Source organism: Bacteroides sp. L008, from assembly GCF_040812255.1.
GTDB classification, from domain to species: Bacteria; Bacteroidota; Bacteroidia; order Bacteroidales; family Bacteroidaceae; genus Bacteroides; species Bacteroides vicugnae.
In genome coordinates this window covers 760,298-775,309 of sequence record NZ_JBFNXO010000001.1, presented here as the reverse complement: position 1 = coordinate 775,309, position 15,012 = coordinate 760,298, and the positions used below count along the sequence as shown (strand labels likewise).

Sequence of the window (15,012 nt, the reverse complement as noted above, 5' to 3'; positions counted from 1 at the left end):
AAGCAAAAGAAAGCCCCGTTGTTGAGACGGGGCGAATGATATTATTCAGATGATTCTTCTTGATGATTCTGTTTGGATATACTATTTGATTTATCATTTGCAAGGAAATGCCCCTTTAGCACAATCAACCCCAAACCTATAATGTTAATTGTCGTCGTTGAAAGAATTGTTATCATAATGGGTTCCGTGATATGTATATCTATATATCCTGATATCAAAGGAATAGCAATATAGTTACAAGTAACAATGGAGAGTACGATAAACAAATATATTGCTATCACACGTAAAGACCATTTTTCAAGCCTGCGCCTAGCTTTAGTATTCTCCACTATTCTATGAAGGTGAACAAGTTCTTTACATTTTTCTATGTTTTCAGGAGTCGTTTCTGATTCTAAAAGAGAACCAACAGTATCAAGTATATTTATATCCTTTTTCTTCTCTTTGAAAGGTGCAGAAAAGAAAAATCTTACCCAGTACGGTATATAATATCCCAAATGAATTAAATAATGATACCATCTAATAACCTTACCAGATCCAAATAAGGTATTAAAAAAATCATCATCTGCATGAAAAGTGATTTTCTTATTCATTATTTAATTCTATTTGCAGGATTAGAAAAATATTCTTTTATCAACTCAGTAGATATTGGAGTATTCCATTTATTTTGTTCTACAACTTTTCCTTCTTTATCCTTAATATAAAGAGTATTATACCAAGGAGAACCTTCTTTATGTGACCATTGGGTTAAAGAAACCGCACTCATTGAGTGCATCATATCAACAGCGGACTTTACTAACCCTAATGCTTTAGAATGCTTATTAAACTCGCATAGAACATCATTAGGAAATGCTTTTATAATTTCATCAGGATTTGTCTTTTTGTTGACAATAGGAAATACTGGACCATACGGCCATGCTTTGGGAGAATCATCATCAAAAAGCAGCTTACCAGTTTCAGCATAATATACACCGTACACATAAAACAAAATCTTATTGATTTGAGTTTTGTTTAAACGAGTCATATGCAACTTTTGAGCTGCATATTGAATCAATCGTGCGTAATCTATACTAGTTAATTTCATAATCATGCTAATGTTACTGCAAATTAAACGTTTTTTATTCAAAAACAGTTCATTTTCGGCTGTTTTTTATCAATTTCACTCTAAAAACAGTATAATATTGCAATATTAGCATTGAAATAACGACATAAAATGGATGTATAAATCCTACATAAAATAGAATGATATCCGAATCTCTCGACACGGATATCATTTGTTCGCTAACAAGTAAACTTCTACTTTTTTCTAATCCGGTAAACTAACCATCCAACAACAAGCAAACCAATAACGCAACAGTAAACATTATCCTTATGTAAATCCAACCACGATAATTCAACTATCTTTTCCTTTTGACTCAATATAGCGTCTACCTTATTACTAAGAGTATCCAATCGACTAGAGAACTGCTGCATGGTAATAGATAGTGTTTCATCAATTTCACTCCTTTCCTGTTCTAGCTTAGAAGCCTTAGTTGTACTTTCTTTGACTACGTGCTGCTTACCGGTTGAATCCGGTGCTGAAAGATAAACAGTCGTATTCTCAATCTTCAGATCACTCAACCGGTCATTCACAATCTTCGTTTGCTTATTTAAGCCTATACGTAACTCTTCCACTACCTTCCGTAGATATTGAAAGTCTCCGGAGTAATCCACCTGCTTATGCGTCTCAATATTGCGAGAAGACTTGCAGGACGATAACCATATTGCTGACGCCAGCAAAATGATAATGTAGATTGATCGCTTCATGGTCTTACAACTATATTACGCAAGAAGTTGGTAAACTCGGAGCGTACATCGAAGCACGGGCACGCCTTGATATACTCTACAGGCTCTACCTCACCGCTACAGTCTAAGTCAGGCGAAGTATCACGGTGACCAAGTAATTCTATAATTTGATATTCTTTACAGCATTTTGCCACCAAATCATAGAGAGCTTTCTTTTGTGCATCCGTCCGAGTGTCTGCAGGTTTTCCACTTGCATCCAGTCCGCCAATATAGCAGATACCTATACTATGTTTATTATAGGATGCTCCGGAGAATCCTTTGGTGTTACAATGCGCCCCGTCGATAGACAACGGCCTACCATTCTCCACAGTGCCATCAAGGTCAATGACGAAGTTATAACCGATCTGACTGAATCCCCTTTGTCGGTGCATCCGGTCAATGTCCTTTGCACGTAAATCCTGCCCGGCAAGTGTGGCCGAACAATGAATGATAATCGAATCAATAGTTTTCATTTCTCTTCCTCCCATTTTAATTAATAATCACTTGGCGGCTGTCGACTAGAACATCCGCGAACATCACACTTCTTTATCTCTGATTCTTTCAGCCGTAATTCCAATTCATGTTTATCGTGAATGAGTTGGAGTTTCTCCGCTTGTTCCTGCCGGAGTTCTACATAGATAGTATCAATCTTCGCATCCCGTTGAGCAATTCGTTCTTCCAACCAGGCAACCTGTTTTCTCTCATTTTCGTTCTCTGCTGCATCTGCTGCCGCATCTTCCTTGCGGGCATTCGTTTTCCGGTTAACATAGAAGTTTGCTATCCATTTAATTGCTTCCAATCCGCCTAGTGCTCCAATCAGAGCCAGCCACTCATTTAAGCCCATATCCATACTAAATATTTTATCAAGTGAATACTATTTAGCAGAGAAATCTATTTTCCCTGCAATCAAAGCAGCAAATTCCCTCCATTCCTGCATTTTCTGATAATACATAGCATCTTCTTCGCTCGCATCCTTATTCAGCATGATAGCGATCTGGTCATCATTAGAGTATCGTGAATGTATAATACTCGTCTTGACTCCATCTCTCGTCATGCGGTCCGGACGGTTAGCGAATTTCCGGTTATTCCAAAAGACCATTTTTCCGAATATTTCCACATCCAGAGGATTATTCATTTGAAACTCTTCATAATCATCTGCACTACCCTTAATGGATAGTGCAATGACATTTCTTTCTTTATGTTTCAGATACTTGAAAGCATCTGCATAGATTATATTTCCTTTTGTAAACATGATTATTAGTTTTAAAGTGTATAACTGATGGTGAAGCCGCATTTTTCAGCATTGCAGAGAGGGTCGAGCCACACGCCAGTGTCATATCCAGTCGCTCCGGCAGGAACATAAAGAATGTTAGTGCCTTGGTCATAGGTATTACGCCCAGTGTAATTGGAAGATGAATTACCAAAAATATTACTATTAGATAATTTCGGAGCAATATGTCTATTTATTGTAATACTAGTCAAATTAGAACAACCATGGAAACAACTATTCCCCAGACTAGGTACACCTTCAGGAATATTTATGCTATCCAAATTAGAACAAGACAGGAAACAATAATGACCCAAAACAGTTACACCTTCAGGAATATCAATGCTAGTCAATTTTGAACAACCATCAAAACAATAATCACCCAGACCAGTTACACCTTCAGGAATATCTATACTAGTCAAATTTGAGCAACCTTGGAAACAATAATCACCCAGACCAGTTACACCTTCAGGAATATCTATACTAGTCAAATTTGAGCAACCTTGGAAACAATTACTACCCAGACTAGTTACACCTTCAGGAATATCTATACTAGTCAAATTTGAGCAACCTTGGAAACAATAATCACCTATACTAGTAACACCTTCAGGAATATCTATACTAGTCAAATTTGAGCAACCTTGGAAACAATAATCACCCAGACTAGTTACACCTTCAGGAATAATATATTCGTTAGACCTAGCACTAGGATAAGTGATGATAGTAGTCTTGTTCTTATTAAATAAAGTTCCATCTATGCTAGAATAATTAGTATTATCATTTGAAACTTTTATGTTATCCAAATTAGAACAACCATAAAAACAACTACGACCTATACTAGTTACGCTACTAGAAATATCAATACTAGTCAATTTAGAACAACTTCGGAAACAAAAATTACCTATACTAGTTACACCTTCAGGAATATCAATACTAGTCAATTTAGAACAACCTTGGAAACAACTATCACCTATACTTGTTACACCTTCAGGAATATCTATACTAGTCAAGTTAGAGCAACTTTGGAAACAAGCATAACCTAAACTAGTAACACCTTTAGGAATATCAATGCTAGTCAAATTTGAGCAACCTTGGAAACAATAATCACCCAGACTAGTTACACCTTCAGGAATAACAATACTAGCCAATTTTGAGCAATTACGGAAACAACTATCACCTAGCTTCGTTAATCCTGTAAAATACCGCAATTCCTCAAATGTTTTAACATTTTCATAATAAAATGTTTTTCCTATATCAGATACAGCTTTAGCCTCTAACTCTGTCATATAATCCTGACTAGCGCACCACCCCGCATTATAACACAATTGTAGAACTTCAGGATTCGACTTTTTAGTCATAATAACCCCTGGAATGAATAAATCAATAGAAGAAGTAACACTAGCTGTTACTTGACTATTGTAATCTTTCTTTAGAGTAGCTATCAATTCAAAAGTAGATAATTCGGATGGAGTAGACAACACGTTCAATATACAATAACTTTTATATTGAGCACCTATTACGACCAATCCTTGTTCAAAAGCATCCCCAGATAATGACCATTCTGTTGTATATCCACCATTAACATTTTGTGTATTTATCTTCAGATCATATCTGGCGTTTCCGGTGGAATTTAGCAGTTGTTGGCCGGATATGGTAGCACTTGTAGGGAAAATCAACTTATTGACTTTAACCTGCATTTCTCCGCGTACTATCGCTCCCTGTGTTGGCAGATGTTTTACCCGTACAGTGATGGTTCTATCACTTCCTGTAATAGCAGTAGTCATATATCCAGTAGCCTTATCTATCGTGACTCCATTATAGGAAGATACTTCAGAACTTCCATTGTAGATATAATACTCAACAGTTCCAACATTGTCTGAAAAGACAGACGCACTATATTGAGCAGAATTTCCCTCTAATAGTTCGACAGGACCGGTTACAAAAACACCATCAGGAGCCTTAATATAAAGTTCGCTGCCTAAAGTGGTGCAATCATCGCCGAATATGCGTTTAATGCTATTCAACTGGTCTTGTGTTACAGAGACAAGTGCAATCATACCTTTCAAAGAAAGAGTACCACCAGCATCTTTTATACTACCCAAAGAAATTAAATCATTCGCATTCACACCAGCCCATGATATCCCTTCTAAAGTGATGATACATGAAGCACCATCACTCAACCGGTTAGCATTCCAGTTAAAGATAAAGTCCTTCGTATTCAGTCGGCTGCAATTGCGAATAAAGATGCTATGGACATTCCTACCGAAATTCTTGATGCTGAATCCGGAACCGAGATTGGGAAGATTATCAAAGTAGATCGTCTGCATTGTGTCCGGAAGTTCTAACGTATTAACCGATGCTCCGGAAGCAAAGGTTGCAGAAGTTAACCCACTCTCAAACGCTTTCAATACTTTGAAATATGCGTGTGCCGATAAATCCAGACTGGTTATGTTCTGATAACCGCTAATATCAAGGTATTCAAGCCTCTTTGCCTGTAACAATCCTGATATATCAGACAATGAAGTGTTTCTCCGATTATCAGTTGCAGTATTCACACCCATCACAAGTTTTTTCAACTTCGTACCAACCGTGGAATTGAATACCTCTGCAATATTTAGTGTCGAAAGATATTCTATGAAATTATGAATATCCAGCTCCTGAACATTGACAGCCGAATAGATACGGACAGGGTCACCCACATTAATGACTTGTTTACTAGTGAATGTATGAGACTGACTGACCGGAAGACGTACGCCTGATTCTACAACTTCGTTATTCAGACCATACCCATAGAAAATGTCGTTTCCGGACATGATACTAAATTCAAGTCCAGCCGGAGCGTTAGCAGCTTTAAACTCGATTGATTTTGCTTTATATGCTCCGGACACGAATTTGCTATCAAGCAGGTCGAAACGGTGACTCAACCACCAGCGACGGTGTGCGGAACGTGCACCCTGAAGCATATATAGGTTATTGATACCACTATCTGTATATGGTTCAATGTACTTATATTGAGCATCCTGATTATACACCCGTTCACACCACTTACCGGATTGCTGATTGTCGAACATATCAATCGTCTTTTCATAACTCAAGCCTGCAATATATAATGCATTATCTACTTCTGACACAATACGCATGAACTCGTCATCAGCTTCAAGGTTATTCCAAAGAGTTGATTCATGCCCGGCATAGGCGTATACTAGTGCAGAGAAGGAAGTGTCGATTGTCTGACGGTCAATATCATAATTATAAATCAAAAGACCATCATTACGCACACCTATGATAGTGTCATTATCGTAGTTGATAAAGAAGAATCTCATGCCATCCTCTGACATAAGCATCGCATTTTTAATCACCTGATCGACGGCTCCAAATCGCATCAGATAGATATAGTAGGCTGCTACCTTGTACACGTCCAGGTGCTCCCATTTCTCTGTCTTAAACTTCTCAATATCCCCCTTAGTAGATACCACCCATTCACAGAACGTCTTTAAGTCCGTGACATTGGTGTTCTTGTCCGGATAACGGGCTTCATAAGCCTGATCCCATTCAGTATCGAAGTTGTCCATGTCCTGAAAGAGTGCAAGATGGTTACCGTTATTTAAGACCTCCCAACATTGCACCTTTGAATTGTCGAATCCCGGAATATCGCGAAAGCCGAAGACACTCTCCGTTGATTTGTCATTATTGAAATTATATTTCCCTATGTAAATCAACTCACTGTCTGCCGTCAGACGGTAGAATACATTCACCGGGAAACCGTCTACGGTCGTCCGGACATCATAAGGATAGTTGTTAGCGATAGCCGTTTTTTGGGCTTCTGTGCGAAGGACATACTCACCATTGATCTGTGCGTTCGTCATAACCTGATTCCATAGACGGGCAATACCGGTATTATGTGTACCGGAGCTTTCGGCATAATCGGCTTTCAAACAAAACACATTTACAGGTTGCGCACGGTCAACAAATGAATACAGTCCGTCAACGATGATATTTCCCATGTTATCCCACATTTGTCCATATCCGGTGTACGGTCGTAGATTCTTTTTCGGATAACCCATAGAGGATGTACCTTGCGGGCGTAGCCGAATATCTTTTGCTGTGAAAGACCGCCATGTTTCCTGCATATTGATATAGTCAACATCTACATAGATAGTCTTATTCTTGTCAGTCGTATTTTCCAGAGCGGGAATATCTCCTGTAAATATCATAACCGGGCACTGTCTGGCCAGCTTATCGACAGAGAGACTCTGTGTACCCTCTTCATAAACATCGTTTCTCTCATAGAGAAATAACATCTCACTAGTCGTGTCACGATAAAGGATGTGGTTATTCAGCACTTGGTCAGAACTAAGTACTGAATTATAGAAACGGAGTGCTTTCAAATGTATATCTGCCTTAATAGTATCACCAATACGCAGGACTCTATCACTCGTTAAATTGTCCGAACTGGAGTAGTTTACCGAACCGGAAAACTTACCGTTGATATAAATGAAGAGTAAACCCTTATTGGTCGCTCCCGCTTTCTTATTGATAACAAACGTGATACGGTAATTCTCACCGCTTTTAAATTTTGTACCTACCCTACTACCTCCGGCACTGGTTAGGATTGCTTCTGATGCGGTTATCAGCAGGCCGGTTCCGGCTTCGTTACGAAGATCACAGATTATAGCGTCATCATCCGACACGTTTTCAGTAGAAAATTCAAATTCAAGTGTGCGACCCAGGTTGATGGGATCGGATGCGAGTGGGGAAATATTGATATCAACATAAGCACCTGCATTGATAACCAACCGATTATTCACCCAGCCAGAAGTATTATTCCAGTTGAAACCTTTGAAGGTAGCGGAATAAAGACCATAAAGCCACTCTTCACGGTTGACGTCATTATTCGATTTGCCAAGAGCCATCAGGTCAAGTTGAAGGCCGTCTGTAATCGGTGCGAGGCTAATGGATGATTTAGTGATATTCAGGGTTACTGTATATACCGTTTCCCCTGCTGTGATGGTAAGTGTTTTCAGACCATATTCATCAGGACGAAGAGAGTAGATAGCTTGTTCTCCGTTGTGTGTCTGTACCACTGAAGCCGTATTACCGTCGATGGCGACCGTTGCATTTGTTGAAGCGACCGTTTGAGGATTATAGACTGCAAAGTTTAGCTCATACGGGATATACTGTGTAATGCCAAAGAGCTGAAGATTGCCCGTGACAATATCGTTACCCACCGGAATGATGGCAGATACACCTATAACAGGGTTCTTGTTAGCACCTGTTATTACAATCAGATCGTGATAGATAATGTCTGAATAGAACTTCTCACCGTTCAGTATCGTGTATGCCCGGTACTGGAGACTATGAGCACCTTGTGAAAGATTAGCTAGAGGAATATATTTGGTTCGGGTAGTTGATACATCGACTATTTCATCTTCTACCTTTACGTAGTCAAGTAACTTGTAATCAAGATACCACTCCATGACCTTTGTTCCATATCCGGACACCGCATACGGGATAGCGGCGGTAGAGGATGGATTACTCACAAGATTATAAGATTGGGAAATATCATAGGTATCAGACAACTTCAAGTCGACTACCTGATAAGTAATACCTATTGCGGTGGCAGCAAGAGTATTCTGGCCTACAATACCGACAGTAATGGCGTTGGCTCCTGTTGATATGTAGTCATCCACTTTAAAATGTACCGCTTGACCATATCTGTATTTCTCCGTTACGATCTTCTTGTTCCCACCTTTGATGAAAGTGTAAGTACAGATCACATCTTCTCCTACTGATTGACCACTTTTGTTCATCGTGTCGAACGTAAAGTCTATGTAGTTGTTCTTCGTATCTGCGAGAATTGCCACATAGGTAGGAGAAGACATCGTTATTTGTGCCGAGTAATTGAATGGAGCATCGAATGTTCCGATTATCAAATCCGTCTTGGTTGTATCTGCCAGATACGTATCCCGGTTCTCTGCATCAGAAAAGACGATATAACGGTTATTAGAGCTGTCGTAATAGAAGATGCCAGCTTTTCCGTTTAATTGCTCTTTGATAAATTCCTGCACACGGCTACCGGCAACGGGTAAACCACCTGTACTATCGTCACCTCCCCAGTCTTGGTGCTTATCTATTTTTTCATTATATACCTTATTTGCCATAATTTAAAATTTTATTTTATTCTTCCAACCATCTTCATTGCTCCATGACTTCTCATTTATCCAGAATCCCTTGCCAAAGCAGGAATTTATAGCCTCCCAAACAAGAACAGTCCCTTTATATACAGCAGATATTGTACGCCCAACTATAAAAATTGCTGTAATTTCTTTCCCATTTTTGTAAATCATGTATCTCCCTCCTCAAATGTATAATAGAAAGTTTCTGAATCAGGTGAGGATAAAGCATCATATTCTTCTTCGCTCAAAATCTCATATTTTTGTCCGTAACGTTTCCACTTCCCCCATGTACCACGAGATATTGATAAATTAGCAGAAATATTATATATTCGGTACATAATAGAAGCTTCCCCATCTTTAGCAGATAGACTTCCTTTTTCATTTTCTATAAAGTTCCCAAACAGAAATTGTACTATTGTATGTCCAGACGAACCACTTGATACAACTAATTCTGCAAACGGTTGCTCATCTTGCAAAACATGATATACCCCAACAGATTTGATTGAATTAAGCGAATTCAGCTGGGATATATCTATATTATTTATTACTCGTCCATTTACCTGCTTAGTGAAGAAGTCTTGGCAAATAACGGCATCTACACGATTACCAAATGAGCATAATACATCAATGCCGGGCAAACATGATTCAAACATGTTCATTAAAGTGGTACTTGATATTTTACGTCCGCCACTTATCTCAATATATGCGTCATCAGGTAAACGATCAATATCTGTCAGCTGATTTATTGATAGACTATTTGTCTTTAGTGCTTGTAGTACAAGGTTAACAATTTGTTGTTTCTCCGACTCTGTCATTTTATTCTACTTTTATTGTTCTAAACCATTTTATTACATATCAAATTGATCCCGGAACAGAAGTTTCATCAGGAGCAACAGGGAACGTATCAACAAACTCACCATCCCAAGTCACCTCGTAAAAAGTACTGTCATCAGTCTTTTTCAAGAATTTCAATATATCTCCAGGTAATAAATTGACATTGTAGGATATCCTTTTTTGCGAGAATGTAGCTTCATCTGAATAATAATTCAAGGTAATGGTAATCTGATTAATCTCTGGAGTAATAACTTCTCCACTGATCTTATTAAATGGTATTATAAATGTCACATCACCATTGGCAGGCTTATCCAATATTACCTTACAATGATAATTGTGAGAGGTATAATTACCAGTCATAATCTTTATATAGTTGATATACAGTTTACCCGTTATTACATCCGTATATTCTTCTACCATTTCACTTCCTGATTTTATACTTCTCAATTCTCCATCATTTGATGTTATCCTATATGCATCCGCATCGGCTCTTCTCATAGACACTTGATTAGTCCATTCTAAAACGGGGCTCATCGTTCTTACTTTCTGTAGAATCTGATTGAATACAAAACTTTTTAACCCCTCGATCTGTTGATTCAGTTCCGGAACATTACTTTCCTTCCTGGCAAATCGAATCCCATCGAAATAGACATAATTACAGCATAGGACACGATTTAATAACTCTGCAAACCATACTGGACATCCCATAGCATTCCCCAAAGTAAATAGCATGGTGGTGTATTCATGACTGTATAACTCTACAATATCCTCATCTGAAGTAATGAACTGCTCGTTATCAACCCCAAATGTCCAACCTCCATCCTTGAAGCCTCCGGGTACACGAAAATCAAAGAAATATTGCATACCATCAATCCACCAAACAGTATCAAGGCGCTGCTTATTGTCTTTCATCGAATACTGGATAAGAGTTGTTTCGGAAAGCTCGTGTTCATCATCTGTAATCTTAAACATCTCGCTGGTTTTCCCATTTACAGCTACATTATAGTATCCACATGGAAGCAATGATATATTATAGAAATAGATAATCTTATCATCGTTCATCTGCCATGAGCTTAATATAATGGGGGTAGATGCGTCATTTAGAAGATTATTAATATAAACGACAGGTTCCTGCTCTTTAGGATTAGAAATCAGTTCAATAAAAATGCGATCTGTACGGGCGAATAATTGTACATATTTACTATTCGCACCAAATTTATCGGTAGACGGAGAAAAAAACAGTGGTGTAAATGGACTTATAATCATATTCTAAGATTTTGATATTGAACGGACAAATAAATCATACTTCACTCCATCGTTTCTCTCAATCACACTACTCACTTCTTTGATGTAGCCCTCGTAGACTAAACCGTCTTTTTGAATTTTAATCGTTTCATCATCCGTTTGAGGAATATCATCATCGAAAGTTGTAAAAGAAACATCCCCACAAGTAATGATACCATCCTTTATGTTAAAATCATCTTTCATTCCTACACCATTAACAGAAACATCACTGTTACCCTCTGATGAAGAATAACGCAATATTTTCGTGAACATACCAATATAACCGGCATTGGCTTTCAACATAGCCCCCTGCCAATACATTGAATTGAACATTGTTTTAGGATCAAGTACACCGCTTACATCCCAGCCAGTTCTAATCAACATATACTCTTTACCAGTGAGGTTTGCTCCTACAAAAAAAACATCATTATCACTCTCATCATCCGTAGTATCCTTACCTCTCTTTTGTACCAAGAATTCAATACCATAAGCATCTGCACGATAAGGGCTAATGAGTTCGTATACATTATCTGTAATGGTTATTCCGGTTGAATATTCAGTTGTAAACCGAAATTCATCACGTCCATTCGTATTCTCATAATCTTGCTTATCATATCCTACTTTAACACGAGAATACATTCTGGACTCTTCTACCTTATATTCGAAGTCAGAAAAGTCACTCCCCAGGTCTTTTGCATTATTATTGCTGAATAAATCGTCTCGATGCACAAATAATACAGTATTGCCCTTAATCACTTGGACAAATCCAAATTCTGCCTCCATCCAATTGACAAACTTAGTGTAAGAAGTATATAGTTTGGCTTCAGGTATTCCACGAATACTTTCAGCAGCCAATATAAGACTATCATCTAAACGAGAGTCAACACCTGAAGCTATTTCACCTAAAATACCATCCTTTCCCTCATTCATACTTTTCAGTAACCTGTTCAAGATAGTAATAGGTTTTATTGTATCTATAGGAATAGGCAATCCCTTTGAGGGAAACGTCATTGTTACATCAAGTTTCGTAAAATAAAGTTCTGCGAACTTTGATTCATAATAGCCTAGTAAAACAATACCATCACCAGCAGATAGTGCAACATCACTTTCCCAACTCAAAGAAATAGAGTCTCCATCCCAGCCGCCTTTCCATTCTTTCAAAAGTGTACCGGATTTCGTTTTTAACTGAACACCAGCAGCAAGAGAAGATCCACTCCACCAGAACACACCTTTTATTGAGACTTTGACAGACATACTTTTGGAAGAAGAAATCAGACACGATTCCAAGTTACTCCCAGCACCTACGTCTCTTACCTCTATCCCACTGCCGCTTACTATCTCACTACTTCCAACGTACATTGGAAGAGTCATAAAATGATCTCCTCCACTTACAGGACTTACATACTGATTACCATTTTCAAGAGTTCTTCCTCCTAAATAGTGAGTAACATTACCAACATATGGTAATCTATCATAATAAAGTTGGTATGTTTCTTTTATTTCACTTACTGCATACTCATATTGTGTTCCTTTACTAGCTTTAATAATATTCGCAATACTATCATCTATTGAATTCATATTAATCACCCTGCCATCATAAGACAGAGAGGAAAAATCAAGCATACAACTGAAGAGCTCCTCATAGGTATGAGTATTGGTTATAGTATAAACGGTAATACCGGCACTTGAAGCTAGATATTTACTTAAATACTGATTTAACAGAAGGCTATAAGCTTCACCGACAAATTGAAACTTTGAAGTAAAAGACCTAGTTATTCCCTCTAACTCTGATCGTTTACGGGAAAATTTTATTTCATCCCAATTCTGAATACAGGATTGCGGAATATCATAAGGGATATTATCAACAGTTAGTACGTATTTACAAAGCATTTTAACTCGTTTTGAACGTTCACGAGCAAATATATAGAAAAAGCCAACCGGTTTCCCGATTGGCTAAAATCTTGAAAATTGCGTTTTGCAACATTCCATCATAAACACTTATATATCAAGGCATTTAGTGTTAATTCAAATAAATAGTAACTTTTGGTTTTATCTGTTATGTTTAATCCATTCTACCTCTTTTATCCTATTTGTAGGATATAATTTTGCACTAATCGAATCAACTTGAATGATTACATATTTAGTTCCAAAAAAGATCAAGTTATGTTGGTCATCAGTTTCGATAACTTCTCCATCAGTTAATTCCAACTTTACATCATTAGAATATAAAGTGTCAGACTTATTTTTAGTATAATTACAAAATATAATCATAACAATAAAAACTAAAGACAACAATATAATGTCTAAGATTCTATATTTATAATAAGCAAAACCTGCACCAAATAAGATTACAGGGAACATAATATAGTCTGAATATGGCTTATACCACATATTAAAAACAAAGAAAAGTACAAAAAACAATGCTGCAATATAAATAATTAGCAACTTATTCTTCTGACTCACCGTTTTTTTAGTGTTATTACAAGAATCTAAAATAGGTATTAATACAGATGATATCCCTAAGTATGAAAGAAAAAGAACAAAAATAAGCTTTACAGTTATTGAAGCTATTGAAAATTGAATATCTTCCCATGAGATTATACTCACAATATCTAAATCAAATCGACCTAAAAAATGCCAGATTAAATCAAGGGAACAATAATAGTGCATAAAAATAAATATACCAACTAAAGAAAAAATGTAAGTAAGCCTTTTATTATCCATCTCTGTTTGTTTATTTTAAATTTGCGTAATTCACAAAAATAGACATTATTACAGCAAATAAATCTAAATCTATAAAAAATTAACATTTATTTCATTGATAGATAACCAATTTCTTGAAGTATCAACCTTCGACCGGAGAAAATACGACTTCTAACGGTTCCAACAGGAATATTCAGGATTTCACTTATCTCATCATAAGAATATCCTTCAGCATAATACATCACACTGTCAATACACCGTGACTTCTGTGCACATCTACTTATTGCTAATAATAGATCATTAAACAATACGGATTCATAGGTATAATCAAGTGCTATACTTTCCTCAACCGAATCATACCCGGTAAAATGAATAAGGGAGTTTCGATTATAACGAGTTATGTAAGTATTCTGCATGACAGCAATACACCAGGGTTTCATTGGTTTAGAGCAATCAAATTTATCTTGGTTTTGAAGTATCTTATACACAGTGTCACCCGCTAAATCTTCAGCATCTTGTATTGATGAGCAAAACCTTTTCGCTACACGAAATATCCAGGGATATATTTCTAATAATGTTTGTTCAAAACTCATTATCAGCCCTCCCAATTATGTGTAGCTTGTTCCCATTAAGACATTGTTCAACGTACTTTCGATGATTAACACTCTGCTCATACATCTCTTGAGCAGTGCGCTCTATCGAATCAATAAGAGTATCTACCTCGCTAGGGGGCAAAGAGGTGATTAGGTTTTTCACTTCGGATAATTGTAGACTTATCCGGTCACACTTGTTTTCTAATGTTTGCAGTTTTGACAATAAATTACAGCATAAATGCTGATTTATGCAACATGCTCTGTTTTTTTTACTCATAAAAAAGGTCGTTTGTGATTCTAAAAGGGAATTACTAACGACCGCATGAAAAATTCG

The 15,012-nt window shown here is 37.2% G+C and carries 12 protein-coding genes; all 12 read right to left on the bottom strand.

Annotation, left to right across the window (positions count from 1 at the left end; genetic code table 11):
* Positions 1–41: 41 nt before the first annotated feature.
* Positions 42–590: a hypothetical protein gene (locus tag AB3G73_RS03190; RefSeq protein WP_367742710.1), complete on the bottom strand. Its 549-nt coding sequence runs from the start codon at positions 588–590 to the stop codon at positions 42–44.
* Positions 590–1,081 carry a Panacea domain-containing protein gene (locus AB3G73_RS03185; RefSeq protein WP_367742706.1) on the bottom strand — a complete coding sequence of 164 codons (492 nt, stop codon included), beginning with the start codon at positions 1,079–1,081 and terminating at the stop codon, positions 590–592. Before AB3G73_RS03185 ends, AB3G73_RS03190 begins: the two co-directional genes overlap by 1 nt.
* A 212-nt stretch (positions 1,082–1,293) precedes the next feature.
* Positions 1,294–1,803, bottom strand: a complete 510-nt coding sequence (locus AB3G73_RS03180; protein WP_367742704.1) for a histidine kinase — start codon at positions 1,801–1,803, stop codon at positions 1,294–1,296.
* Positions 1,800–2,294: an N-acetylmuramoyl-L-alanine amidase gene (locus tag AB3G73_RS03175; RefSeq protein ID WP_367742702.1), complete on the bottom strand. Its 495-nt coding sequence runs from the start codon at positions 2,292–2,294 to the stop codon at positions 1,800–1,802. Before AB3G73_RS03175 ends, AB3G73_RS03180 begins: the two co-directional genes overlap by 4 nt.
* Positions 2,295–2,314: 20 nt before the next feature.
* Entirely contained in the window at positions 2,315–2,665 is a 351-nt protein-coding gene (locus AB3G73_RS03170; RefSeq protein ID WP_367745411.1) for a hypothetical protein, read from the bottom strand.
* A gap of 30 nt (positions 2,666–2,695) precedes the next feature.
* Positions 2,696–3,073: a hypothetical protein gene (locus AB3G73_RS03165; protein WP_367742700.1), complete on the bottom strand. Its 378-nt coding sequence runs from the start codon at positions 3,071–3,073 to the stop codon at positions 2,696–2,698.
* 11 nt (positions 3,074–3,084) lie between these two features.
* The gene (locus tag AB3G73_RS03160) at positions 3,085–9,249 is read right to left on the bottom strand and encodes a leucine-rich repeat protein (RefSeq protein ID WP_367742695.1); all 6,165 of its coding nucleotides are present in this window, start codon (positions 9,247–9,249) and stop codon (positions 3,085–3,087) included.
* 182 nt (positions 9,250–9,431) lie between these two features.
* Entirely contained in the window at positions 9,432–10,079 is a 648-nt protein-coding gene (locus AB3G73_RS03155; RefSeq protein ID WP_367742693.1) for a hypothetical protein, read from the bottom strand.
* Positions 10,080–10,119: 40 nt separating this feature from the next.
* Positions 10,120–11,364 carry a hypothetical protein gene (locus AB3G73_RS03150; protein ID WP_367742691.1) on the bottom strand — a complete coding sequence of 415 codons (1,245 nt, stop codon included), beginning with the start codon at positions 11,362–11,364 and terminating at the stop codon, positions 10,120–10,122.
* 3 nt (positions 11,365–11,367) lie between these two features.
* On the bottom strand, positions 11,368–13,272 hold the full coding sequence (locus AB3G73_RS03145; protein ID WP_367742689.1) for a hypothetical protein: 1,905 nt from the start codon (positions 13,270–13,272) through the stop codon (positions 11,368–11,370).
* Positions 13,273–13,431: 159 nt separating this feature from the next.
* Entirely contained in the window at positions 13,432–14,106 is a 675-nt protein-coding gene (locus tag AB3G73_RS03140; RefSeq protein ID WP_367742687.1) for a hypothetical protein, read from the bottom strand.
* 86 nt (positions 14,107–14,192) lie between these two features.
* Entirely contained in the window at positions 14,193–14,678 is a 486-nt protein-coding gene (locus tag AB3G73_RS03135; RefSeq protein WP_367742685.1) for an RNA polymerase sigma factor, read from the bottom strand.
* Positions 14,679–15,012: the final 334 nt, after the last annotated feature.

Bases quoted from the DNA above. Each gene is read 5' to 3' on its own strand.
- AB3G73_RS03185 (WP_367742706.1), bottom strand. From the start codon at position 1,081: ATGAAATTAACTAGTATAGATTACGCACGATTGATTCAATATGCAGCT.
- AB3G73_RS03170 (WP_367745411.1), bottom strand. From the start codon at position 2,665: ATGGGCTTAAATGAGTGGCTGGCTCTGATTGGAGCACTAGGCGGATTG.
- AB3G73_RS03140 (WP_367742687.1), bottom strand. From the start codon at position 14,106: ATGGATAATAAAAGGCTTACTTACATTTTTTCTTTAGTTGGTATATTT.
- AB3G73_RS03160 (WP_367742695.1), bottom strand. From the start codon at position 9,249: ATGGCAAATAAGGTATATAATGAAAAAATAGATAAGCACCAAGACTGG.
- AB3G73_RS03190 (WP_367742710.1), bottom strand. From the start codon at position 590: ATGAATAAGAAAATCACTTTTCATGCAGATGATGATTTTTTTAATACC.
- AB3G73_RS03155 (WP_367742693.1), bottom strand. From the start codon at position 10,079: ATGACAGAGTCGGAGAAACAACAAATTGTTAACCTTGTACTACAAGCA.
- AB3G73_RS03165 (WP_367742700.1), bottom strand. From the start codon at position 3,073: ATGTTTACAAAAGGAAATATAATCTATGCAGATGCTTTCAAGTATCTG.
- AB3G73_RS03180 (WP_367742704.1), bottom strand. From the start codon at position 1,803: ATGAAGCGATCAATCTACATTATCATTTTGCTGGCGTCAGCAATATGG.
- AB3G73_RS03145 (WP_367742689.1), bottom strand. From the start codon at position 13,272: ATGCTTTGTAAATACGTACTAACTGTTGATAATATCCCTTATGATATT.
- AB3G73_RS03135 (WP_367742685.1), bottom strand. From the start codon at position 14,678: ATGAGTTTTGAACAAACATTATTAGAAATATATCCCTGGATATTTCGT.
- AB3G73_RS03175 (WP_367742702.1), bottom strand. From the start codon at position 2,294: ATGAAAACTATTGATTCGATTATCATTCATTGTTCGGCCACACTTGCC.
- AB3G73_RS03150 (WP_367742691.1), bottom strand. From the start codon at position 11,364: ATGATTATAAGTCCATTTACACCACTGTTTTTTTCTCCGTCTACCGAT.